The 21,098-nt window shown below is 68.6% G+C and carries 27 protein-coding genes and 1 pseudogene; all 28 read right to left on the reverse strand.

All coding sequences use genetic code 11. From position 1 onward, the window contains the following. Positions 1-20: 20 nt before the first annotated feature. The 28 genes and pseudogenes from ACFYMM_RS07770 to ACFYMM_RS07905 all read right to left on the reverse strand — a co-directional run bounded on the left by ACFYMM_RS07770 (position 21) and on the right by ACFYMM_RS07905 (position 20,995). Positions 21-479 (reverse strand): hypothetical protein, encoded by a 459-nt coding sequence (locus tag ACFYMM_RS07770; RefSeq protein WP_388384885.1) that lies wholly within the window; start codon positions 477-479, stop codon positions 21-23. 13 nt (positions 480-492) lie between these two features. Beyond that, entirely contained in the window at positions 493-675 is a 183-nt protein-coding gene (locus ACFYMM_RS07775) for a hypothetical protein (protein ID WP_388384886.1), read from the reverse strand. A 38-nt stretch (positions 676-713) separates the two neighbouring features. Continuing rightward, positions 714-1,109, reverse strand: a complete 396-nt coding sequence (locus tag ACFYMM_RS07780) for a hypothetical protein (protein ID WP_388384887.1) — start codon at positions 1,107-1,109, stop codon at positions 714-716. A 77-nt stretch (positions 1,110-1,186) separates the two neighbouring features. Next, a complete protein-coding gene (locus tag ACFYMM_RS07785; protein ID WP_388384889.1) occupies positions 1,187-2,431 on the reverse strand; it encodes a hypothetical protein in 1,245 nt (414 codons plus the stop codon). A 3-nt stretch (positions 2,432-2,434) separates the two neighbouring features. Continuing rightward, the gene (locus ACFYMM_RS07790) at positions 2,435-2,785 is read right to left on the reverse strand and encodes a hypothetical protein (RefSeq protein WP_388384891.1); all 351 of its coding nucleotides are present in this window, start codon (positions 2,783-2,785) and stop codon (positions 2,435-2,437) included. A 50-nt stretch (positions 2,786-2,835) separates the two neighbouring features. Continuing rightward, on the reverse strand, positions 2,836-3,369 hold the full coding sequence (locus tag ACFYMM_RS07795; protein WP_388384892.1) for a hypothetical protein: 534 nt from the start codon (positions 3,367-3,369) through the stop codon (positions 2,836-2,838). A 4-nt stretch (positions 3,370-3,373) separates the two neighbouring features. Then, the gene (locus ACFYMM_RS07800) at positions 3,374-4,243 is read right to left on the reverse strand and encodes a hypothetical protein (RefSeq protein WP_388384894.1); all 870 of its coding nucleotides are present in this window, start codon (positions 4,241-4,243) and stop codon (positions 3,374-3,376) included. Positions 4,244-4,288: 45 nt separating this feature from the next. Next, a complete protein-coding gene (locus ACFYMM_RS07805) occupies positions 4,289-4,546 on the reverse strand; it encodes a hypothetical protein (protein ID WP_388384895.1) in 258 nt (85 codons plus the stop codon). Further along, positions 4,546-4,815 (reverse strand): hypothetical protein, encoded by a 270-nt coding sequence (locus tag ACFYMM_RS07810; protein ID WP_388384896.1) that lies wholly within the window; start codon positions 4,813-4,815, stop codon positions 4,546-4,548. The genes ACFYMM_RS07805 and ACFYMM_RS07810 overlap by 1 nt, the downstream gene beginning before the upstream one ends. A 70-nt stretch (positions 4,816-4,885) precedes the next feature. Then, positions 4,886-6,604: a hypothetical protein gene (locus ACFYMM_RS07815; protein ID WP_388384897.1), complete on the reverse strand. Its 1,719-nt coding sequence runs from the start codon at positions 6,602-6,604 to the stop codon at positions 4,886-4,888. A gap of 65 nt (positions 6,605-6,669) precedes the next feature. Next, complete coding sequence (locus ACFYMM_RS07820) at positions 6,670-8,367, reverse strand: hypothetical protein (RefSeq protein WP_388384898.1); 1,698 nt, start codon at positions 8,365-8,367, stop codon at positions 6,670-6,672. A 72-nt stretch (positions 8,368-8,439) separates the two neighbouring features. After that, positions 8,440-8,631 (reverse strand): annotated as a pseudogene (locus tag ACFYMM_RS07825) (endonuclease domain-containing protein); the annotation flags it as partial. 44 nt (positions 8,632-8,675) lie between these two features. Then, complete coding sequence (locus tag ACFYMM_RS07830) at positions 8,676-11,348, reverse strand: phage portal protein (protein WP_388384899.1); 2,673 nt, start codon at positions 11,346-11,348, stop codon at positions 8,676-8,678. A gap of 65 nt (positions 11,349-11,413) precedes the next feature. Further along, on the reverse strand, positions 11,414-12,889 hold the full coding sequence (gene terL / locus ACFYMM_RS07835) for a phage terminase large subunit (RefSeq protein WP_388384901.1): 1,476 nt from the start codon (positions 12,887-12,889) through the stop codon (positions 11,414-11,416). A gap of 18 nt (positions 12,890-12,907) precedes the next feature. Further along, positions 12,908-13,459, reverse strand: coding sequence for a hypothetical protein (locus ACFYMM_RS07840; RefSeq protein ID WP_388384903.1), 552 nt, complete (start codon positions 13,457-13,459; stop codon positions 12,908-12,910). Positions 13,460-13,597: 138 nt separating this feature from the next. Beyond that, complete coding sequence (locus ACFYMM_RS07845) at positions 13,598-16,135, reverse strand: hypothetical protein (RefSeq protein ID WP_388384904.1); 2,538 nt, start codon at positions 16,133-16,135, stop codon at positions 13,598-13,600. Between the two features lie 11 nt (positions 16,136-16,146). After that, the gene (locus ACFYMM_RS07850) at positions 16,147-16,518 is read right to left on the reverse strand and encodes a hypothetical protein (RefSeq protein ID WP_388384905.1); all 372 of its coding nucleotides are present in this window, start codon (positions 16,516-16,518) and stop codon (positions 16,147-16,149) included. A gap of 16 nt (positions 16,519-16,534) precedes the next feature. Continuing rightward, positions 16,535-16,726, reverse strand: coding sequence for a hypothetical protein (locus ACFYMM_RS07855; protein ID WP_388384906.1), 192 nt, complete (start codon positions 16,724-16,726; stop codon positions 16,535-16,537). A 23-nt stretch (positions 16,727-16,749) separates the two neighbouring features. Then, positions 16,750-16,902: a hypothetical protein gene (locus tag ACFYMM_RS07860; protein ID WP_388384907.1), complete on the reverse strand. Its 153-nt coding sequence runs from the start codon at positions 16,900-16,902 to the stop codon at positions 16,750-16,752. Positions 16,903-16,907: 5 nt separating this feature from the next. After that, positions 16,908-17,153: a hypothetical protein gene (locus ACFYMM_RS07865; protein ID WP_388384908.1), complete on the reverse strand. Its 246-nt coding sequence runs from the start codon at positions 17,151-17,153 to the stop codon at positions 16,908-16,910. Between the two features lie 28 nt (positions 17,154-17,181). Then, entirely contained in the window at positions 17,182-17,586 is a 405-nt protein-coding gene (locus tag ACFYMM_RS07870) for a hypothetical protein (protein ID WP_388384909.1), read from the reverse strand. Positions 17,587-17,722: 136 nt separating this feature from the next. Beyond that, entirely contained in the window at positions 17,723-17,917 is a 195-nt protein-coding gene (locus ACFYMM_RS07875; protein ID WP_388384910.1) for a hypothetical protein, read from the reverse strand. Continuing rightward, complete coding sequence (locus tag ACFYMM_RS07880; protein WP_388384911.1) at positions 17,914-18,171, reverse strand: hypothetical protein; 258 nt, start codon at positions 18,169-18,171, stop codon at positions 17,914-17,916. Before ACFYMM_RS07880 ends, ACFYMM_RS07875 begins: the two co-directional genes overlap by 4 nt. A 66-nt stretch (positions 18,172-18,237) precedes the next feature. Continuing rightward, positions 18,238-18,696: a hypothetical protein gene (locus ACFYMM_RS07885; RefSeq protein WP_388384912.1), complete on the reverse strand. Its 459-nt coding sequence runs from the start codon at positions 18,694-18,696 to the stop codon at positions 18,238-18,240. A 155-nt stretch (positions 18,697-18,851) separates the two neighbouring features. Continuing rightward, the gene (locus ACFYMM_RS07890; RefSeq protein ID WP_388384913.1) at positions 18,852-19,661 is read right to left on the reverse strand and encodes a glycoside hydrolase family 16 protein; all 810 of its coding nucleotides are present in this window, start codon (positions 19,659-19,661) and stop codon (positions 18,852-18,854) included. Between the two features lie 93 nt (positions 19,662-19,754). Next, positions 19,755-19,979 (reverse strand): MerR family transcriptional regulator, encoded by a 225-nt coding sequence (locus ACFYMM_RS07895; protein WP_388384914.1) that lies wholly within the window; start codon positions 19,977-19,979, stop codon positions 19,755-19,757. Positions 19,980-20,093: 114 nt separating this feature from the next. Beyond that, complete coding sequence (locus ACFYMM_RS07900; RefSeq protein ID WP_388384915.1) at positions 20,094-20,657, reverse strand: hypothetical protein; 564 nt, start codon at positions 20,655-20,657, stop codon at positions 20,094-20,096. Positions 20,658-20,836: 179 nt separating this feature from the next. After that, positions 20,837-20,995, reverse strand: a complete 159-nt coding sequence (locus tag ACFYMM_RS07905; protein ID WP_388384916.1) for a hypothetical protein — start codon at positions 20,993-20,995, stop codon at positions 20,837-20,839. Positions 20,996-21,098 lie beyond the last annotated feature (103 nt).

Consider the following 21,098-nt stretch of genomic DNA (forward strand, 5'->3'; position numbering starts at 1 on the left):
CACCTCCTGCGCACGCTGGGCTATCGGGCGATGGCGCTGCCCCACAGGCGGACGAACTGGTCGCGGACCAGGCCGGAATCGATGGCCGACTGCGCGGCCGGATGCAGGTAGGGCCGGGCAGGAAGGGTGGTGTGGTGACCGCGGCCAGCGGTACCGCCGAGTTCCTGGATCCGCGCGTACACCGCCGTTGGCCCCATCACCGCCCGCCACACCCCGGCCCCCGCCGCCGTCGGACCGGCAAGATCGAACGAGTCGCGGAGGCGGCCGTCGATGCGCGCCGGCGGCCCGCCGGGCGGTGCCGGGGTGGGGGTACCGCGTGGGTGGGAGTAGCGGGAGAGTTCGGCCCGCGCGCGGCCCTCGATGACGGCCTGCGCCGCCACGACAGCCAGCGGAGTGGCGGCGGAGACCCGTTCGCGCATCGCGCTCATGGCGGCGATCAGTTCGTCGACGCCGGAGATATGGAGGAACGCGCCGGCCATCGCCACCCCCTGGTCAGCGTCTGGCTTCCCGCTCGGCTTCGGCGCGGGCGCGTTCCATCTGCATCTCCTGCACCTCGGCGTACGCGCGCGCGATGTACGGCATCTGCTCGATGACCCACCACGGCTGCGCGTCCACCACCGACGGCGGCCACTGGTACTTCTCGGCGAACCATCCGTAGAACGACGCTCGCTCCATGGGCGTGCTCGGGTGGGTGCCTGGGATGGGCCTACCGTCTAGGGCTGCGACGAGCCTGCGGTAGGCGCGGTAGGGGACGCCGGGTCGGCTGCGGCGGCAGTCTGCTCCTCAGCCGTTGCAGACTCGGGATCTCCCGGAAAGAGCAACTCCCGGGCGGGCGTGATCAGCTTCTCCAGGGCGTTGCCGTCGGCGATCGTCAGCATGCCGATGACCGACGGGTCCTGCGAGGGCAACGGCAGCATCTGGCCGGGGATCTCCCAGTTGACGACGAGGAGACTGATCAGGCTCGTGTTGAGGTTGACGCCGAGAGCCCCCTTGTTCTCGACGTCGGCGATGCCGCTCTGGACGGCCTGCTTGTCGCCGTAGCGCAGTTCGGACGGGTCGCGGAGTTCGACCCACGCTCCGGGTGTGGCGAGGGGGTGACGCTGAGACATGGGAGGGGCCTTTCAGTGGAAGGGAGGAAGCCGTCCCGGAGCCCTTCCACCCCGGGACGGCCGATCGAGGGGGCGGGTTAGTAGGTGCCGGGGGTGACGTTGCACGTCACCGAGATCTTGATGGGGCTCATACCGCCGGAGCCACCCGCGTTGGTGGTGGTGAACAGCGGCTCGAACGACGTCTGGTAGCCGACTGCGGTCTTCGCGGTGTCGGGGTCGGACGTGACGAACGCGCACTGCTGCATGTCGATCTGCACGGACAGGAGGTTCGTGCCGGTCAGACCGTTGCTGGTGATGATCTGCACCTGTGGCTGAGTGTTGTTCAGCATGTAGTTCAGCGCCGACTCGTCGGACACGGCCGAAAAGTTGAGTTTGCCGGTGGCGTTGAACTCGCCGCGCTGGATGATGTACGGCGTCTGCACACCCGTCGCCGTGAAGATCGGCACGGCTTGGCGGACCAGGTTGATTTCTCCGTCCGTCACGGTCGAAACCAGCGTGCCGCCCGAGGCGGGGCCGCCGATACCGACCGTGGTCTGCCACGACGCGATCGGCTTGATCGCCGTGCCGTTCGCCGTCGGCGTCGCCGCGGCCGCCACCGACGGCCACGACACCCCCTTCCCGGACCACACCAGCAGCTCGGACTCGGCGTTGAACTTCAGGTCAAGGCCGGTCATGCAGAACCCCGGGTAGGCGCGGGCGCCCACCGTGGCTGTGGGACCCAGGTAGTGGGTGAGGGTGTGAGAGATCGGCTGCCCGCCACCCGAGTTGAGGAGCGACCACGCGTACGTGTACGGGCCGGTGACGGGCTGCACGGCCTGCGCGGAGGCATGCGCGTACACCAGGCCGCCCGTCGGCGTCGTCAGCGGAATCGTGTAAGGCCCGGTTCCGGTCGGCGTACCCGTGGTGAAGACCTCGGCCGTCGCGCCCGACCCGATCTGCACGACCGTGGACGCCGGGATCGACGCCACCGTCGTAATCGACGTCGCCCCCGCCGCAGCCTGCGCGGACAGGGTGGTGCCACCGGAACCGGTAGAGGTACCGACGACGGCGACATCCCCGAGGATGTTCCGCAGGAGGAACCCGATGCCGTCCGCGAAAACAGGGCCGCCGAGATCCACCTCGGCGTGCTTGACACCCGCGATCTGGTTGAAGGCATCGGTGCCCATGCTGCCGCGCCAGGCCCGATCCTTGAGGAAGGTGGGCTTGTCGGACGGCTTGAGACTGTCGATGAGCTGCGTGAACGTGCCCGCAACAGCGGTTCCCTGGGCTGTCTCGTTGCCGATGACCAGGAACTGTTTGGCGGGTGCAAAGGTGGCGACCACGGCTCACTCCCCTCCGGAGTTGGCCGGGGCGTTGTCCGGCTGCTGGTTGGGCTTCTTCTTGGTGGGCCGCCAGCGGCCGTCGTCGGGGCAGCCGAAGTCCCAGGCGAAGACCGTCGCCGGCGCGGCGGGCTCGCCCGGGTCATCGCCCTCAGCGGGCCGGCCGGGGTTGTCCGGGCGGGCGGTCAGCGGCAGGCCGTAGACGGTGGTGAACGGGGCGGTGTACTCGTACACGCCCGCAGGCAGCAGACCGGCCGGCGTCTCGTCGGCCTCGGCTGATGGCGAAGCCCCCGTCTCTGCGGGGGCTTCCTTGGTAGTGGTGGCCGGCTCGGGCGGCGCGTCCTTGGACGGAGGCATGAAGGATCTCCCGGAGACAAAAGGGGGGATGAGGAAGTGGGCGGGCGCCGTCAGGCGTTGGGGATCAGCTCGCATGCCGAGAACGTGATCGACATGAACGACTTGGTGAGTTCGGCTTTGGTCTCCGGCTGGCCGTAGGAGATGCCGATCACGTTGGAGCCGTTCGTCATGTGCTCCCCCGCCTGGAACACCGCACCGCCCAACGTGCGGTCCAGGCGCATCCACTCCAACAGCGCGTCCTGGAGGTCGTACACGTCGTCCTGCGCGTCCTCCGCGTGAGACGTCCTGCTGCGGATGAAACACGCGAGTTCGACGTCGAAGTTGCGTTGCTTCCAGCCGCCGTGCTCCCCGCCGAGCGCGATACGGAACTCCTGCTGCCGGTAGATCGTGGCCACGATCTGGCAGCCCGTGCGCGTCCCCAGTTCCATGCCCCGGAAGTAGTCGGCGTGGTCATCGCGCTTCGGGAACGCCCGCCGGACCACCCCGACACCCGCTACGGGGGAGGCACGGTAGGTGCGGGTGTCCGGGTCGTACGGGCCGCCGAAGTAGCGGCAGATCCCGTCCAACGCGGTAGCGACGCTCACCAGATCACCTGACTCTGCTGTAACGGGACAGGATCCGCTCGGCCTCTTTCACCAGGCCAGAGCCGTCCCTGCGGGGGTCCTTCTGCCGCGTCCCTGACGACAGGGCGGTGTCCGGATAGCTGTCCTCCGAGGCGGTGTCCGGCCGCATCAGCGCGCTGACGGCGTAGTTGGTGACCGCGAGCCGCATGTCCGACGGCATCCCCGACACGTCATGGCCAGCCGCATGCGCATACACCGTCGGCGCCGCGAGGGTCACAGCCGTGGGCACGACCGGCACCGACGCGGCTGGCGGCGTCCAGGTCGCCGACACGGTGACGTCTTCCTCGTAGCCGGGGTCCCAGATGCGGTAACTGCCACCCGGGACGATGCCCGTCGGGTCGGCGACCGTGAGCGTGTTCGCGCTCACGGCGGCGTTTTGCGACAGCGCGGTAGCCACCCAGCACGCGACGTAGACAAGCTGTACGTACACCTCGCCGCCGCCGACCGGGCTCCCGAACTGCAGGCTCCCCGACCACGGGCCGGTAGCGCCGCCGAGGGGGATGACGATCTGGCTGCCGTCCTCAACCCACGCGGACGAGGCGTCCACAGTCGTAAGGGCCGTCGGGGTATAGCCGTAGCCCACAGACAGCACCGAGATCACGGGCGTGTTGTCTGCGTGGACCTTCAGGCTGCCGTCGCGGCCGAAGCGCGCCCGGCACCGCTGAGTGACGACGTGGGCGCCGAGGTTCTGTCCGGCCCGGTTGTCGGCCCAGTCCGACGCCATCAACAGGAGGTTGACCAGCTCGGCGGTCTGGTCGCTGTCGAGGTTGGATCCGGACCGCAGATCGTCCAGGTCGAGGTACGTGGGGTGCGCCTTGAAGGACGCTGCGGACACGTATGGGATTGACGGCATCAGCCCACCCCCGTCCCGATGCTCAGATCAGTCACGCGTCCAGGTGCCGTGCTCGCAGCCGACAGCGAAGGAGTGGTCGGGCCAGCCCCGCGGGAAGCACTCGGTGCACGGCTCGTCGACGGCCTGCAGCTCGCTGCGCTCCAGCTCGTCGCTGTTCTCGGTCCCGGGCGCCGTGTCGGCCGAGCCGGGCCCGGCGTCGTCGTTCGCCCGGGCGTCGGAGCCGTCGGTCTGCTGGTCGTCCGCGACGGATTCGGGCGCTGCCGTAGCGCGCTTCCTCGGAGGCATCAGCTATCCCTTTCGCAGGTCCCGCCGCAGCGGGAGCAGGTCTTGAAGTACGAGCCGAACCCGCACTCGCAACGGAACCCGCCGTTGGCGCGGCCCCCGAGGTTCGCCGGAAACGCACCCATCTCACGCAGCGCGCGGATGTGGCGGGGGTTGTCGACGGTGACGGTGCCGTCCTTGCCGGGCGTGTAGGAGCCCGTGTGGGCGCCGGTGCGGGCGCCTTCGAAGTCGACGCCGCGTACGGCGCCATCGGGCAGGCACATGCGCGCCATACCGGCCTCCTTGTTGAGGGTGCTGGGCCCGCGCCTCGGAGCGGGGACGCGGGCCCAGCGGTCAGGGGGATCAGACGAGCTTGATGCCGGTGATCGCGCCCTGCCACGCGGGTGCATAGCAGAAGAACGTGCCGAACCAGTAAGACGAGGACTCGTAGGCGAACTGGGTGACCGGCCAGTCGATGCCCATGAGGTCCTGCACGTTGTAGACGGCCCAGCACTCGGAGACCTGGGAGTCGGGTACCGGAAGGGTGTCGGAGAGGATCACCGAGTTGCCCTGCGGCATCCACGGGTGGACCTCGACGGAGACGCCCTTGCCGGTGACCTCGTTGACGATGGTGTTGACCACGTCGCCGAGGGTTACGCCGGACACCTCGTCCTGGGTGATCGTCATCCGGTAGTTCGACGACGAGCTGGTCTTGAGGGCGTCGGAGAGCTGCTTCCTGTCACTGCCGTTCAGCAGCGTGCGGTCCGGGTCCGCCTTCACCGCCGCGTACAGCGACGAGAACGCGGCCTGCCATTCCGAGCCCGGGTTCGACGTCGACAGCGCAGCGTTGAGCTGCTTGGTGTAGCCGGAGTTCGCGCCGGTGCAGATCGGCAGGATGCCGTCGTAGCTCGTGGCCGACGCGGACGTGTCGGCGGTGACCGCAGACGCCGCCGTGCCCGACGTCGGCAGCGCGCCCTGGACGGTGAACGTGTTGTAGCCCGAGCGGCCGACGTACCAGCGGGAGGCGTCGCCGGGGTCGGAAGCGCCGGTGGAGACGTACACGCGCATGCCGGTCGCGCCGGCCGGAAGGGTAGCCGTGACGTCGACGACCTGGCCGTTGCTGACCGCGACAGTCGCGGCCGAGGACAGGACGGACTGCCCGAAGTCGCCAGCATCGGCGGTGACCTTGATGTACAGGCTCGTCGTAGCGCCGGAGATACCGGTCTCGCCTGCCGCAGCCGATCGGGCGGTTCCCGTCACACTGGTCGGCGCGGAGAGGGCGCCGAGGAACCCGGACGCGGTGCCCCGGTCCATCAGGAGCTGCCGCTCCTCGATGAGCATGCTGGAGTACATCAGGCTCGTGCGGGACAGCTGACGGATGTCCTGGTAGCCCTGGCCGGCGTACTGCGCGCTCCACGTCACCTCGTCGGAGACGGAGAACTGGAAGTAGGGCACGGTCTGGTCGTCGCCCGCGTAGCTGATCTTCGGGCCGCGCGCGTAGTACAGGGCGTTGCTCGCCCCGGAGGGGGCGAAGTTGTTCTGGGTGGTGTCGGTGATGCCGGCGCGGAAGGTGCTGACACCGCCGGTGCCGGTGCCGGTGAAGCCAGTGATCCGCTTGAAGCGGTGGGACAGGCCCACGCCCTTCTTACGCGGAATGCGGTTGCGCAGCGGCGTGGGGCGCGGGGTGAGCATCTTGGCTGGCGCTTCGAGGTCGAAGGCGACGAGGCCAGTGCCCACCGGAGAGGACGTGGTGATGTCCTTGACGAGGTCGGGCTGCTGCGCCTTGAGTTCGTCCAGGGCGGAGGTGACGGAGGCGAGGGCCTCTGCGCTGATGCCCTTCGTCAGCTCTGGAGCCTCCAGGGCTTTGGTGAGCATGCCGTAGGCGTTCGTCGGCTGCGCACGGAAGTCGATGCCGTGGCCGGCGCCGAAGGCGCTGGTAACGTCCTGCGGGCCGAGCGTGCGCATGGGGGCGGTGTCGACGGCCTTCATCAGGGCGTCGAAGCGGGTGGCGACTTCGCCCTTGGACAGCTTGGGGGCATCCGGCGCGTCGCCGAACAACAGTTCTGCATTGGGCAGAGCCACAGCGGGCTCCCTTCATGAAAAAGACCCCACCATGTGGGGTCGGGAAGCGTTCGGGTGGAGAGCGGTCAGGCGTCGGCCTTGGCCAGGAGTTCGCTGGCCTTCTCGCGGTAGCCGTCCGCGAGGTAGCGGTCGCTGCACTGGTCGGCCTTGGCGAGGTACTTGTTCGCCTGAGCGCGGAGGAGGGCGGCATCGCTCTTGCGGGCCTCGGCCTCCTGAATGGTGGTGCGGGTGAGCACCGGTCCGCCCGGCTGCGGCAGAGCCCGGAGTTCGGTGATGGCGGCGTTCGCCTTCGCCAGGTCCGCTTCGAGCGCCTTGGCGCGCTCCTCGGAAGCGGTGGTGGCCTCTGCGACGGCTGCCTTCACCAACTCGGTGACGTCTGCCTTGGTGAGCGTGGGAGCGTCGGACTTCGGCGTGGTCTTGGCCTCGTCGTCGTCCTCGCCCTCCTCTTCGTCCTCGCCGCCATCGGAGGCGGCGGGGCCGGAAGTCTTCGGGGTGGGCTTGCTGGCCGGCTTGTCGGCGAGTTCCATGTCTGCGCCGCCCTGCTGCTCGGCTTCCTCGCGCTGCTTGAACCAGGCCAGGGAGCGGACGGCCGACAGCAGGAGGTCGATGTCGCAGGCCTCGTTGAGGTTGCCCATGGCGAGGGATTCCGCCTCGGCGATGATGAGCTTGGCGATCACGGCGATGGCCTGCTCGGCGCCCGTAATGTCCTCGGTCTCGTCCTCGCCGCCGTCGCCTCCCTCGCCGCCGTCGGCCTTCGTCAGCGACGGAGCGAGGGCGCGCACGTCGCGCAGCACCTGCTCCGCCTTCGCGACCAGCTCTTCGTCGGCGTCGGCTTTCTTCAGCGAGCCGTCCGCCTGCCAGTTCTCGGGCACCATGGCCTCCAGTCCGAGGGCCTTGGCCCTGGTGATGATGTGCTTGCGGATGTCGTCGTGGTCGGCGTTGCCACGGCCGACAGCCTTGATGGCCTTCCGCAGGTCCGCCTTGCTCTTGATCGGGTAGCTGCCGTCGTCCATGGCCTGACCGGCGGCCGCCATCCGCTTCCGGTCCGCAGTGCTGTACGCCTTCCCCAGGTCGGGCTCGGCCGACTTCACCGTCACGTTCACGACCACGGGGACAGTCTCGGCGCCATCCGCCTTGGCCGACTCCGCAGCGACCGTGGCGCCGCTCGCCACAAGCCCAGCCAGCGCCTCCTTCACAGGAGTCGCGAGCCGCTCGTACAGTTCAGCCGGCAGGCCGAACGTCTCGGTGTCTGCCTTCTCGACGACCTTCGGGTCTTCGACGAGAGCCAGTTCACCGGCCCCGTCCGCCTTCGCGAGCTGGAACATGCACTCGCTATTTGCCGGGCGGTCGCACACGCTGAGCTCGCAGACCGTTCCGTCAGTCACGATGCCGTTCGGCGCCTCGGCCTTACCCATCTCGATCTTCGGGTTCTTGATCCCTACGGAGAAGCCCCTGAGGACGCCATGCTTGACCTTGGCGACGGCGACCGGATCTACAATTCGCGCGCTGACGTAGTGGGCTCCGTCGTCGCCCTTGGTCAGTCCGACTCCGACGCCTACCGCCTTCTTGGCATCGTGTTGCTCTCGTACGTTCGCCCCGCTGCTGAACCACTCGGGCATCGCGCGATCGAGGAAGTCCGGCGCCAAGATCTGCTGGTCCCGATCGAGGGCAGATGACGCCGCTGGTCCGTGCACGATGATCGTGCCGTCGTCCTGTTCTTCGGACTTGGTGATAGGGGCCCAGGCGTAGGTGATCGTCGACATGCGCCGGACTCCTCCTTTCCTGGGCATGCGAAAGGGGCGCCCGACCGGACGCCCCTAGGTGATCTTCTCTGGCTATGCGGCAGTGCGTTTGAGGTACCCGATGGCTGCAGGCAACCTGCTGGGATCGTCCTTGAACTGACCGAGACCCGTGTTGCAGCGGGAGCACAACAGGCCGCGCACAGCACTGGACCTGTGGTCGTGGTCGACGTGGAGACGCCCCTTAGGCGCCTCCGATTCATGGACTCCGCAGATCGCGCAGCGTTCTCGCTGTGCTTCTCCTGATCAGGCGCTTTATGACGTCTTGAAGGTCAGAAACTGCTTGCCTCGGCGACAAGGCAGCACCTGCACCGCGGGTGCTGTGGTGGGTAGGCGGCTCCGCTGGGGAAGGAGGCGCCGACCGGCATCGGGCCGGCGTCCTCGTTGATCGAGCACGGCATGCAGGTCCGCTCGTCCGCTGCGGTCGTCCATGACGCCGTCGCGATCCCGTTGGCCTGATAGATATCGATGGTGGCTGCGGACACGGCACGGGAGATCTCTGTGACGGCGACCATGTCGGCCCACGCCTCGTCGTCGAGGACGTCTTCCAGGTCCCCGGCCAGCGTGTCTGTGTCGTCTCCGTTGGCGAGCGCATCGGACAGGGTCCGTGCGAGCTTGTCCATGCGGTGCGCGGCCACCGATCCGATCGTGATCCCAGCCTCGTTCAGTAGCCGTTCCAGGCTGTTGGCGCCGCCACCGGGCTGGACGAGCCGGGCCGCACTGGCATGGCCGGGTTTCCAGGTGGACCAGTCGACCGTGGTGTGCCCGCCGACGACGGCTGTCGCCGAGCGCTCTCCGATGGTGTAGCCCTCGGCATGCAGTTCGTTGATGAACGCCAGAGCGGCGGTGAGGTTGACGCCGTGGTTGGTGAGCCAGCCGACCGCATCGTGGTCGGTGCGGATCACGGCCCCATTGTCGCCGTCATTACTGTCGTCTTCGAAGTCGTCGACGTCATCAAGGTCGGGTTCGTCGGCTTTGGTGACGATGGCCCGTTCGGCGATCCACGCCTCGGCCAAGCGCCGGGTGTCGATGGTGCCGCGCATGGCCTTGCGGATGCGTGGCACCCAGTAGGCGACTGCCTTCTGGTCGGGTCCCCACCCCGGCCAGTTCTTGGCCGAGGTGAGGTCAGCGGCTTTTGGGCCCTGGTCACCGCCCGCGAAGACCACCCGGCTGTCGAAGACGAGAGCGGGAGCGTCGGCCTTCGTGACGACCTGGAACTCGAATGGCCGCCGCGGGCTCGGGTTCTTCCGCGACCAGCGGCGGAACGCGGCCAGTTCGGCCTTCACTGCCTCCGACTGGACGCCCTCAACGGCCGGCCCGGGCTCTTCCTCGTCCTCGTTGCCGGTTCCGGCAGCGGACTCGCCCGGAACAGGTTGGGCGCCGGTGTCGCCGCTGCCTGGCGTGAGCGGCACGCCGGGGGTGGCGGAGTCCGAGGCGCCCTCAAGGAAGATCACGCCACGGGTGGTCATGACCATCGGCATGTCCGCCTCGGGGAACGGATAGCGCGGCTGGCCGACCCGGTCCCTGTCCTCGTTCAGGGTCATCCGGCCCCACTGGATCCGCTGCAGCGCCACCTGGTCCGCAGCCGCCTCGTCCTCGTCTTCCAGGCCGAGGAATCGGAATTCCAGCTCGGGCGGCATGTCGAGGTGCTTGCGGCTGATCGTGGTGAGCAGCTGCTGCAGCCAGCGCAGCGTGGGCAGCGTGGCCTTGCGGTGCTGGACGTCGGCCTGGCCCTCGTGCCAGCCCGTCGAGCCGAGCCCGCCAGCCTCGGTGAAGCCCAGTTCGGCGATGGTGACGTCGAAGTGGGCGGCGATCTGCTTGATCAGGTACAGGTCGTACTCGGGCCGGTACTTCTCCGCGACGTCGGCCTGCGGCGTCTCAAGGGAGAAGCCGGGGGGCAGGACGCGCAGCCGGTGCCGCTCGCCGGTCTGTCCGGCGTAGGCGTCGTTGAGGCTGCGCTCGTACTCCAGGATCTGCTGGGCGGTCCAGCCGGTGGTGCCGTCGTTGCGGATCAGGCCGGTCGGAACGGTGCCTTCGGTGTACTCGTCGCGGATCCACTTGCGGCGGCGCAGCCAGACGTCGATGTCTTCCAACGCCTGCTCGACCGCGGAGTACCCGTACTGGGTGAAGGTGCGGACGTTACGGCGCTTGTAGATGAGGTGGTCTGAGCGGTAGCCGTTGAGAACCTGGCCTTGGGCGTCGGTGTCGGCGACGAACTCGCCGCGGGGGAAACCCCACAGCAGCTGCTGGAACGCGGGCTGCGGCGGTTGCGGACGGCCGCCCGTGTTGTCGCGCAGCACCTTGATCGTGCTGCCGTCGATGATCTCCAGCGCGTACAGGTCATCGCCGTACGTGCGCCGCGGGTAGATCGCGATCGCATCGAGGACGAGGTGCTCTTCGAGCAACTTGGAGACCCACTCGGAGAAGTTCTCGCCCTCGCGCGGGTTCGGCTCGCTCCAGAACTCGGTACAGCGGGTGATGTCCGGCCCGAGCCGCTTGCCGAGGTCGGCTTCGATTTCCGACCGGGACATGCCCGGGTGGTCGGCTTGCGCTTTCTCCGCGGCCCCCTGGGAGATCGCGATCGTCCAGTCGAGCGTTGCCACCTCGGCCTTGCGGATCTCGATGCAGCGCCGCGCCAGACCGCCCACGCCGGCCGCGTCCCGGAGTACCTTCCACGGCACCAGCCTGTCGCTGACGCCCGGAATGTTTGTACTGACGGGATACTCGGTCAGACGCGGCTCGGGCCGGCCGGTGTCCTGCCGGACGGGGTCGAGCGGGGCCGGGATCAGTGGGACGCCGGGCCCGAACGCCACCATCGGGTCCGTTCGAGGCAGCGGGTTGATGGTGCCGACGACCTGCCCGTTGACGGACACCGAGCCGAGCAGGGCTGCCACCTGAGACGGCGTGAACGTCGCCGGCGCGGGCGTGCCCGCGGCCTTCGTCACGTCCGGCTCGTCCTTCGGGCGGCGCAGAGAAGGGAACCAGCGGGCCACGCTTCACCCCCTGGTGATCAGGCAGCCGATCCGGGCTGTGTCGCGCTTTGCAGGGCTCGCAGGTAGTCCATCGCCTGCTCGGCGCCGGCCTGCCCGGCCAGCAGCCGGTTCAGGGCCTGGCTGGTGCAGTCGACTTGGTCGTCGTGCGGGCTGTTCGGGAACGACGTGTGCTCGACAACGAACTCGTCGATCCACGGCGCCAGTGCCGGGTCGGGCAGGTGGACGTTGCCGGACTCGACGAACGGGGCCACGCTGCTGGCGCGGGCGTACTTGGAGTCCTTCGGTGTGACCGGGATCAGCCCGGGCACGGTGGCTTTCAGCTGGGCGATGATCGCCGGGCCGTTCGCTTTGTCCTCGACGAGCTTCCCGTGCGACTGCGGCCACTTCGCCGACAGGGCACGCACGGCCTGGGCGGTGGCGGGGAAGTCGAGCCGGTCACGGACCTGGTCGAGGAGGAAGACGTCGGCGCCGTAGCGGGCCCACACCTGCCCGACCACGAAGTCGCTGACCCGGGTGTCCTTGAAGGTCATGTCCCAGGACTGGATGACCTCGTCCGCGCCGTGCACCCACCACGTGCCGTCGTCGTGCCGCACGCCGCGGGGGGCGTTGTACCAGCGCCAGTGCGATCGCTTGAACAGGCCGCCCTCCGCCGGCGCCGGTCGTCCCTGGTACAGGGCGGCCCAGGTGCGGGCGCCGACATCCCGTTTCGTGGCCTCCCAGTCGGCTGCGGTACGGCCGCGAGCCGAGATCAGGTAGTCGCCCGGCCGCCGTCCGAGCGGGTCATTGTCGTCCTCGGCTTGGGCGGGGACGTTGATGTACCGCCACTCGCTTCCGGACGGCCCGGACAGGAGCCATCCGGACAGGTCGTCCTCGTGCCACCGCGTTTGGATGATGATCTGCAGCGCGTCCGGCGCGAGACGCGTCCGGGCCGTGTCTGTGTAGAAGTCCTTGCACGCCTGCCGGTAGGTGGCGGAGTCGGCTTCCTTGCGGCCCTTGAGTGGGTCATCGATGAGGAGTACGTCGACTGGGCGGCCGGTGAGCGCGCCGCCGATACCGACGGAGTAGACGCCGCCGCGGTGCCCGTCGAGCTGCCACTCGTGCGCGGCCGAAGTGTCCTGCCGTACGACGAGACCAAGCTCGGGGTGTTCCGTGATGTCGTTCCTGATTGCCCGGCCCCAGCGGCGGGCCACGCCCATCTCGTACGAGACGATCGCGATCCGCAGCTCAGGGTTCCTCGTGAGCAGCCACGTTGGGAAGCGGCGACTGGTCCGCTCACTCTTGCCCTCCTGTGGCGGCATCGACCAGATCAGCCTCCGGCAGTGCCCCTCGGCGACGTCGACGAGGTTGGCGTCGAGCAGGTCGAGGGCCTCGGTCTGGACCGTGTTCGGGTCCATGTGCCGGGCCAGCGAGCCTGGTGTCGCCCACCGCTGGTGCGTGCTGGCAGGTTCGAACTCGCGGGCCGCGTACTCGGCCCAGTCGAGGGTGGCGGTCATGGTCACCGCCTCCCGCCATCAGGATGCGAGCGCCCGCAGGTGTCGCGGGACGACGTCCGGGACTCGGGCCTGCTGCTCGGGGCTCAGCCCGAGGTCTTCGAGGATGGCGCGGATTGCCTGGGCGACGAGCGCGCCCTGCTGCTCAGCAAGCCGGATCCGGCGCTCCTCGATCCCCGCCTTGATCGCCTCCGCGCAGACCTTGACGAGGTGCGCGCGTTCCTGCTGGTACAGCTTCAGCCAGATGCTGGGGGCAGCTTCCTCGGTCGTACCGAAGTCCTCGCCGCCGCGCTTCTCTCGGGTTTTGCCCCAGACGAGCGGGTGTTCGCCGTCGGCGCCGGACACCTCTCCGGCTTCGATCTCCTGGACGCGTTCGCGGAGCCAGGCGACGTGGCCGGCGGTCCACTGCACCTCGTCCAGCAAGGCTTCGGTGGCGGTGGTTTCGATCTTCCGGCCGTAGGTTGCCACGATCTCCGCTGCCCTTTGCTCGGTGATCCGTTCTTTGGCCTTCGCGAGGTTCTGTGGTGCTTTCCCACCGTGCATCTGACAGACGTTCTGGCCGGTCATCGCCATGCTGGCGCACTGTAGGCCGGACTTTTTCGTGCGGCTCCAGCAGCGGCGTTTGCCGTCGGCCCGGTACTCCTCGAAACCCTCCGGGATTTGACGGTCCCATCCGCGTCCGCGTTGGCCCATGGGGTGTCTCCTTCCGGGTCAGACGGAGTACCAGCCCCAGGTGGTGCCGTTGTAGAGCGCCTGGACGCGGAGGGTCCCGCCGGTGGTGACGGTCGTGGTGGTGGCGCCGGTGCCGCTGGTGGTGTAGATGAGCTGGCTGCTGGTCGTGGCGACCGTGAGCGTGTTGCCGCCGACGTTCTTGAGGACGTACTGGACCGGGTTGGCCGTCGCATCTGGGAGCGTCCCGGTGAACCCTGCGCTGCTGGTGTCACAGATCAGGGTCCGGTCGAGCGGGTTGGCTGTGAAAGCGTTGGTCTTGAGGGCGATGGCGCGTGGGACCTGGCCGTTGACGAATTCGATGCCGCACGGACTCGATGTCGAGAAACCAGCGGGCGTGAACAGGCCGGTGAGTTTGACGGTGCCGATTGCGGACTGGATGGCGAGCGCAGAGTTCCCGGTGACGTTCGGGTTGCCGGATTCGGTTTGCAGCTGGTCGATGTCGATGATCGGGCCGACGCCCTGCGAGCCGTAGCCGACGATGTACAGCTCGTGCGTGCACGACTCGATCGACGCCTGCAGGACTTTCATCGCGTGGGTGGCGCCACCGGACCCGGCGTAAGTGCCGACGGGACACAACCCGGCAAAACAATACAAAGCCATATAGCGGTCGACCAGCCCGTGCTCAGTCAGATACAGGCCGAACGTGTAGCCGCCGCCAACGCCCAGGTTGCGGACCAGGTTGTGATCGTTGTTGCCGTTCGCAGGCAGCAGCGCCGCGACGGACAGGCCAGTACCAAAAACGCCAGGGCTCGTGTAGTCGGTCGAAGAGCCCCCGACCGTACCGAGGGTACCGACGCCCACGTTCTCGACGAACGCGTTGGCGCAGCCGTACAAGTTGAGGCCGCCGTAGGTCAGGCCGTACGCGCTATGGGTGGTGGCGATGGCCAGATCCTTGATCACGGCCATCACGTTGGAGAACACGCCGGCCGCGCCGTATCCGGCCCCTTCGTTCGGGCCGCAGATCACGCCCGGGTTGCCGTGTGCGTTGATGTCGTTGATCTGTGCGGTGGTCGACGAGTACACGCCGAACGAGATGAGGCAGGATCCGGCGTACTGGGGGACGGTCTGCTGCCAGTGCCGGACCGCGGCGGTGCCGTCGGTCGCACCGCAGAACTCCAAGATCCGCTTATTGGCCGTGGTCGCGTAGACGCCGAACACGATCTGTCCGTTGCCGCTCTTGCTGGTGTTGAGCGCTCCGGCCACGACGTAGGGCCGGGGCGGGAAGTACACCTGCGCGTAGCTGTGGCTGCCGAGGTAGGCCTCGGCAGCATCCGTGGCGGCCTGGATCGCCGCGGTGTCGTCGGTGCCCCAGATGACGACCGCTCCGGACACGGCCCCGCCGGAGGCGTTGGCTGCGGTGAGGGTGACCTGGGTGGCGGACTGCCGGGAAGCGATCGTCGTGACCAGCGTGGTGACGCCGGTCGGGCCGGCGCTTTTGACGGAGATGGCCTTGCCGACGTCGCCTGCCGCGAAAGAGGCGGTCGTGGAGGTGAGGATGGCGGATCCGGAGGCCATGGCGCCGTCGTTGACGACCTGCGCATCCCCCTTCGCCCCGTACGTGGTGACGTCGAAGATCCACGGCTTCAGTGAGCTGGTCCACGTGCCGGGAGTGCCAGCGGTCGTGCACAGCCACAGGATCCCGGCCGAGTCCTGGACGGTGTCGCCGACCGACCACGTGCCGGTGGTCGGAGCGCCGGCGGTGGCGGTGCGTCCGCAGAAGCGGACGTTGCTCAGGCCGTTCTTCGCGCCGAGCGATGCCACGCCGGTGGTGGCGTCGATGTCGTGTACGTCATCGAACGGGCCGGTCCCGAACTGGGTACGTCCGATCAGGTGCGGGCCTGCGGCTTCCAGCCTGAGCACGTTGGACTGTGTGCCTGTGAAGTCGCCGTTGGCGAATTTCGAGACGAAGACGTCGAGTCCGGCGATGTCCAGGTCGAGGCCGCTGCCGGTGACGCGGAGTCGGTAGGCGCCGGTGCCGTCCGAGCGTTTGACGGTGAGGTTGGCGCCGTTGACGGTGAGGTCGCCGGTCATGGTGCCGCCCGCAAGCGGGAGGAGTGCGGCGAGTGCGGCGGCGAGGCCGGTGACTTGGGATTGGGTGACGGTGACGGGGTCGCTGCCTGCGCTGGCGTGGGTGGCGGCGTGGGCGAGCGGTGTGCGGGCGTCGGAGAGGCGGGTGTCGTCGCCGGCGGCGACGGTTCCGGTGGTGGTGCCGACGGCGCGGGTGGCAGCGCTACCGAGACCGAGATTGGTGCGGGCTGTGGCCGCGTTCGCGACGTCGGAGAGGTTGTTCGCGGCGAGGAGCGCGCCGACCGCACCCCCGCCGAACGTGATCCCGGAGCCCGGCCACGCCCCGGACGTCTTCGGCCCGTACAGGACGGCCGAGGTGGGGTAGTTGGTGGTGTCGACGTAGTAGTCCCCGTCGATTCCGACCGTCGGGCCGGGTGCACCGGCGCCGTGGAGGACAGCGTTGCCGCGGGGGCCTTGAACTCCGGTTGGGGAGACGATGACGTTGGGCACCGGGTCTCCCTTCAGGGGCTGGCGATGAGTTGGCTGTTGAAGACGCCTTCTAGCCAGGCGACCGCCGTGGTGGTGCCGGGGTTGGACCACAGGGCGTAGGGTCTGGCGCCTTTGCCGAGGAGGCTGGTGGCGGCGGGGTTGAGGACGACCATCACGGTTGCGGTGCTGGTGTTGACGGTGATGTAGCCCTGCGCGCTGACCGTGGTCGATATCTGGACGAGGGCGGGGCTCGCGCTGTCGGTGACGGACGGCCGGATCACGAACTCCCACGTCCAGCCGGCGACGTTCACCGGGGTGCCGTCGTCGTTGACGAGCTGGAAGGCCTGCGCCCACTGGCTCCCGGCCGGGCTGGACGCGTTCCACTGGTTCGGCAGGCTGGCCACTGGCACCGCCTCCCAGTCAGTCTCGTTCGCGCTCGGCGATGGTGCGGGCGATCGCGATCCAGGAGTCGGCGATGCTCTCCAGCCGCTGCATGAGCGAGTGATCGGTGACCAGCTCGGCGTTCTGTAGCAGCCGGGCGGCGTGGGCCAGGGCACTGTCCGCGGTGAGCGGCGTGGTGGCGGCTGGGGTGGAGTTTCCGTCGGGTGCCATGGGCTGCTCCTACTCCGCTGTGGCTAGTGCGCCTGCAGCGTGTGCACGGTCGTCGGCAGCAGCCACAGTGCGAGCCCGGCGTAGGCCATGCGGTCTCGGTGCGGGACTGTGGCCGGGAGGACGGCGGCCAGGAGCAGGAGCACGAAGCCGATCGTGTAGCAGAAAACTTCGAGCATCGGGATCAGCTCGCGGTGGGCGGGGTCGTCTGTCCCTTGAGCAGGGCCTCGACCTGTGCCTTGAGGGCGTCGAGGTCGCGGCGGAGTTCGCCTTCGAGGTTGGCGACGTCGGTTTTGAGTTCGGCGCGGACGTCGTTGACGAAGGGGTGGAGCTTCTCCTCGACGGCCTGCTCGACCTTGGCGAGGTCTTCGTGGGAGACCTCGGCGAAGCGGGAGAAGAAGCTGTGGAGCTTGTCGGTGAAAGCGGACATGCGGGTCTCCTCGGTGAGGGTAGGTGGTTCAGCGGCGAAGAACATGGGGGTACGGGCCGCCCGCATAGAACGCGGCGCGCTGGAGGGCCTTGTTTGGGCCGCCCTCGACGATCCGGTAGAGCTGCCTGTTCAGGTCGAGCATTTCGCAGACGGGGCAGTGGTCGACGCCGACGTGGAGGAGGACGGCGTGACCGCAGTCGGCGCAGGGCGTGCCTGGGGATTCGCCAGGCACGGGCGCGGCCGCACAGGTGCGAGGAGCCAACAGGCAGCACTCCGGGCATGTCGCCGCTTCAATGATCATCTTGCCGTCGGCCTCTCGCCCTTTGAAGCCGGACAGGAACAGTCCCTCGTAGCCGTCTACCTCGAATGGGACCTCGCCGAGGTCCGGTGTCTTGGTGAAGGACTTGTTACATGCGGCGCAGTGAAAGCGCATGAGGGTTCTCCCGAGATAAGCGGAAGCCCCGGCGCTCGGGACGCGTCGGGGCTTCCTTCCTCCGGGGATCAGCCGGAGGCGCTGCGGTGGTTGGCCCGCTGTTCGGCGGCGTTGGGTGAAGTCCGGGCAGCAGGGGTCAGCGGGGATCGGGCAGGAATTCGGCGGTCCGCCCGCGTGACGGGCACGGCTGGCCGTCATGCCACCAGCGGGTCTCGCCCAGCCATGCGGGCTGGCCGCAGCGGGAGCAGGTGCCGGGGATCGGGTCCCAGTCGCCGAGCGGGACGAACGGCGCGTCGATCGCTTGCCACTCGGCGGGGGTGCGGGCGGTCACTCTGTCTCCCGCTCGCGGCAGGTGGGGCAGATGCCGAGGCTGTCGCAGGCGGTGCAGCGTTCGCCGTCGAGGTGGCCGTGGCCTTCGCAGCGAGCGCACTCTCGGCTGCCGCCGCAGTCCGCGCAGACAGCAGGCGTCACCGTCTCAGCGTCCTGCGGGACATGCTGGGCGGCGTGTTCGCGGATCGGCTCGCGGGCGATCGTGACAGTGAACTGATCGGAGCCGTCCGAGGCGCCCTCGAATGTCGCGGTCACGGGTACTTCGATCGTGTTGCCGCAGGCCGGGCACGGAATCTGCAGAGGTGGGATGGCAGCCACGGTTCACCGTCTTTCGGTTGTTCTCGTGGGCCCGGGCGCAGAGTCGTCGTCCGGGCCCACGACCTGCCCGTGCTGGGCGATGGTCGACACCCGGATGTCGTAGCCGTATCCGTAGGTGCGGCCGTTGGGGTCCTTCTCGGCTTGGAGGATGCGGCCCTGTGCGTGGCCCTTCTCGTCGGCCACGCACAGAAGATCACCAAGGTCGCCGAAGTCCTTGCTGAGTTCGACGCGCGCCGAGAAAGCAGCACCGGAAGGCACCCGGGCGACGCTCGTCAGGACGTCGTTGCGGGCCATGAAAACAGCCTGGTTGTCGGAGTCCTTGAACGTCGTGAACAGGCCGTCGGTCTGAAAGTACGCGGCGTCGACACGGTGGGCGCGAGGCGCGCGCACGTCGGTGCCGTCGACTCGTTCACCGTCAGCAACGGTGGCGATGAAGACCCGCATTGGGGGCTTGGTCGGCATGGGTTCTCCAGGTGGTTGCGGTGGTGGTGTTGGTGGTTGTTCTCGCGGGCCCGGCAGAGTCGTCCGGGCCCGCGAGACGCTGCCCGCCGCCCTCACGGCGGGCGCCCTGCCGGCCGCGCGCGAATGGGCGGCTCACAGCGGGGAGACGGTGGGGGTCAGGACCAGGTGTCGACTTCGACGTAGGTGATGTCTATCTGATCCCAGGTGCCGGGTGCGGCCTGCTCGCCGTCGAGGCTGGACTCGTTCTGGATGTCCCAGTCCATGGCGACGGTTGGGCCGTGGCGGCTGCTGCCGATCGTCCGGCCGTCAACGGCGAAGGTCACGGACGACGGCGTCCAGGACGTGGAGTACGTGTGCCAGTTCGCCCACGAGACCTGGGAGTCGAAGGCGTCCTGCCCGCCGCAGTTCGCCGGGTGATCGAACGCGGTCGGGGCGGTGTCGTGACTGTTCTCGGGGAAGTCGATCTCTGGGCACTGTCCGTCGACGTTCGTCACCGGCCACAGCAACTGCGCCGATTTGAAGCCGCGGCCGACGTGGCTGACGCGCTCCCGGATGACGTACCGGCCGTAGCGCAGGCCCATCGCCTTCTTCGGCACGACGGTCGCGGAGTGGTTGTCGCCGCCGGAGCGCGGCCGGTACATGCGGATGTGGAGTTGCCCGTCACCCCACGGCGAGGGCGCAATCCACAGCGTGGAAGCTGGGTCGTAGTAGCCACCAACCGGGTACCCGCGCTGCGCCGCCGTGTCCGGCCAGCCCGCAGGGTACGCCCACCAGGCGGCCCGCATCGCCCCCGACAGACCACCGCAGTACGCGACCGGCGTGTCCGCGTTGTGGCCGCAGTCCGAGAACCCGCCGAGCGGGACCCGCGTGTTGAACGAGTCGGACCACAGGAAGCCGAACCCCGCCGAAGCTCCCCGGGCCGGCGTGGCGTTGACGCCGAGGAGCGCAGTGACCGCAGCGGCCACGGCAGCGAGACGACGAAGCACGGCACCTCCCCGGCCCCCAGGGCTGCTATCCGCCGCCGGCCGCGACCCTCGACGCGGCACGGCGGCGGACGACTATGCGGCGGCGTAGGTCCGCCGTGCCCGCTCGCGGGTGGTCTTCTCCGCGCGGATCACGTCGATCGCCAAGAAGACGGGGCGCCCGCGGAAGTCGCGGCCTGCCTCGGTGAGGAGGCCGCGGTACTTCCAGTTGCGGATCACGTTCTCGGAGACCTGGGCGGCCTCGGCGGCCTGCTTCACGGTCCAGCGTGTCGTCTGGAGGTCTACCGACAGGTCAATCACGGCTACCTCCGCTCGTGCGCGGTGGGAAAAGCGAAAGGCCCCGCAGGTTGCGGGGCCTTTCGAAAGCGCGCATGGTTCTCCGCTGGAGATCGTCATGCATGATGCTCGGCCCTGTCAAGCTGCGGGTCTGAGGATGGCCGCGTTCAGCTCTTTCACGTACCGGTCGTACTCGGCGCTGGTGAGGATGCGCTGGCAGTCGGGGTCTCGGCATTCGATGTACGGCTGGTCGTTGACGAGGCGGAGTTCGCGGGACTCGACGAGGTAGGGGCCTCGGCAGCCGGGGCACGGAGCGAGACGTTTCACTTCCCGCTGCTCGTCCTGTTTGGTGAACCGCAGCGCAGCCCTGTACCAGCCAGAAACCTGGCTTCCAGGGTTGGCGTTGCCCTGACCGTAGGGTTCGTCTGCGGCGGGATGCTTCTGCATGGCCCACTCCCAGTGGGCGAGGAGTACGCCCGTGATCCCCTTGATGTTCTCCCTGTTGCGGACGACGGGAGCCGGCTCGTAGTCGGCGGCCCAGATGCCCCGGAGTTTGAGGATGTCAGCCTGGAGTTCTTCCATGCCGCTGACGATCTCGTCGACGAACAGCATTGCTGCTTGACCGGGCCACGAGGCTGCATGGATGCGGCCGATCGTCCCCGTGAGTTTGGCCGCGGTGGCGTACAGGGCTTCGAGATGCATGTCGTCGACCAGCAGCCTCGGGAGCGCGGCGAGATCGGCGCGGGTTCCTTCGATGCAGCCCCAGCATTGGACGGGGTCGCCCCAGGCCGGCCGTATGTGGTGTTCCGTTCCGTGTAGTTCGCGAGCGGCTTCGGCTTTGCGCCAGGCGTTGTTGCACGGCCCCGGGCACGGAGCGGGGCTCACCGTGCGCCTCCGATTCCTGCGGTCAGGATGCTGATGACGAGGCGGAGCGCCTGGTGCTCGTTGAATCCGGCGCCGATGTAGGCCAGGTACAGCTCATGGACCTGGGCTGCGCCTGCGGCGAGGTCGGTGATGGGGTCCTGCGGGGAGTCGGGCATGGCTGGCCTCCCGGGTGTGCTGAGGGTGGTGAGGCCTAGTGTGCACAGCCGGTGATCACTCGCTGGTTGGTCAGCGGCAGCGGGGCTTGACATGCGCCCAGCC

The organism is Streptomyces sp. NPDC006739, assembly GCF_042869815.1.
GTDB lineage: Bacteria > Actinomycetota > Actinomycetes > Streptomycetales > Streptomycetaceae > Streptomyces.

Excerpts from the sequence above, each read along its gene's own strand:
- ACFYMM_RS07805 (WP_388384895.1), bottom strand. The coding sequence starts at position 4,546 with ATGCCTCCGAGGAAGCGCGCTACGGCAGCGCCCGAATCCGTCGCGGAC.
- ACFYMM_RS07905 (WP_388384916.1), bottom strand. The coding sequence starts at position 20,995 with ATGCCCGACTCCCCGCAGGACCCCATCACCGACCTCGCCGCAGGCGCA.
- ACFYMM_RS07865 (WP_388384908.1), bottom strand. The coding sequence starts at position 17,153 with ATGTCCGCTTTCACCGACAAGCTCCACAGCTTCTTCTCCCGCTTCGCC.
- ACFYMM_RS07860 (WP_388384907.1), bottom strand. The coding sequence starts at position 16,902 with ATGCTCGAAGTTTTCTGCTACACGATCGGCTTCGTGCTCCTGCTCCTG.
- ACFYMM_RS07770 (WP_388384885.1), bottom strand. The coding sequence starts at position 479 with ATGGCCGGCGCGTTCCTCCATATCTCCGGCGTCGACGAACTGATCGCC.
- ACFYMM_RS07780 (WP_388384887.1), bottom strand. The coding sequence starts at position 1,109 with ATGTCTCAGCGTCACCCCCTCGCCACACCCGGAGCGTGGGTCGAACTC.
- ACFYMM_RS07870 (WP_388384909.1), bottom strand. The coding sequence starts at position 17,586 with ATGCGCTTTCACTGCGCCGCATGTAACAAGTCCTTCACCAAGACACCG.
- ACFYMM_RS07775 (WP_388384886.1), bottom strand. The coding sequence starts at position 675 with ATGGAGCGAGCGTCGTTCTACGGATGGTTCGCCGAGAAGTACCAGTGG.
- ACFYMM_RS07900 (WP_388384915.1), bottom strand. The coding sequence starts at position 20,657 with ATGCATCTCGAAGCCCTGTACGCCACCGCGGCCAAACTCACGGGGACG.
- ACFYMM_RS07790 (WP_388384891.1), bottom strand. The coding sequence starts at position 2,785 with ATGCCTCCGTCCAAGGACGCGCCGCCCGAGCCGGCCACCACTACCAAG.
- ACFYMM_RS07820 (WP_388384898.1), bottom strand. The coding sequence starts at position 8,367 with ATGTCGACGATCACCTACGCCTGGGCCCCTATCACCAAGTCCGAAGAA.
- ACFYMM_RS07810 (WP_388384896.1), bottom strand. The coding sequence starts at position 4,815 with ATGGCGCGCATGTGCCTGCCCGATGGCGCCGTACGCGGCGTCGACTTC.
- ACFYMM_RS07855 (WP_388384906.1), bottom strand. The coding sequence starts at position 16,726 with ATGGCACCCGACGGAAACTCCACCCCAGCCGCCACCACGCCGCTCACC.
- terL (WP_388384901.1), bottom strand. The coding sequence starts at position 12,889 with ATGACCGCCACCCTCGACTGGGCCGAGTACGCGGCCCGCGAGTTCGAA.
- ACFYMM_RS07840 (WP_388384903.1), bottom strand. The coding sequence starts at position 13,459 with ATGGCGATGACCGGCCAGAACGTCTGTCAGATGCACGGTGGGAAAGCA.
- ACFYMM_RS07885 (WP_388384912.1), bottom strand. The coding sequence starts at position 18,696 with ATGCCGACCAAGCCCCCAATGCGGGTCTTCATCGCCACCGTTGCTGAC.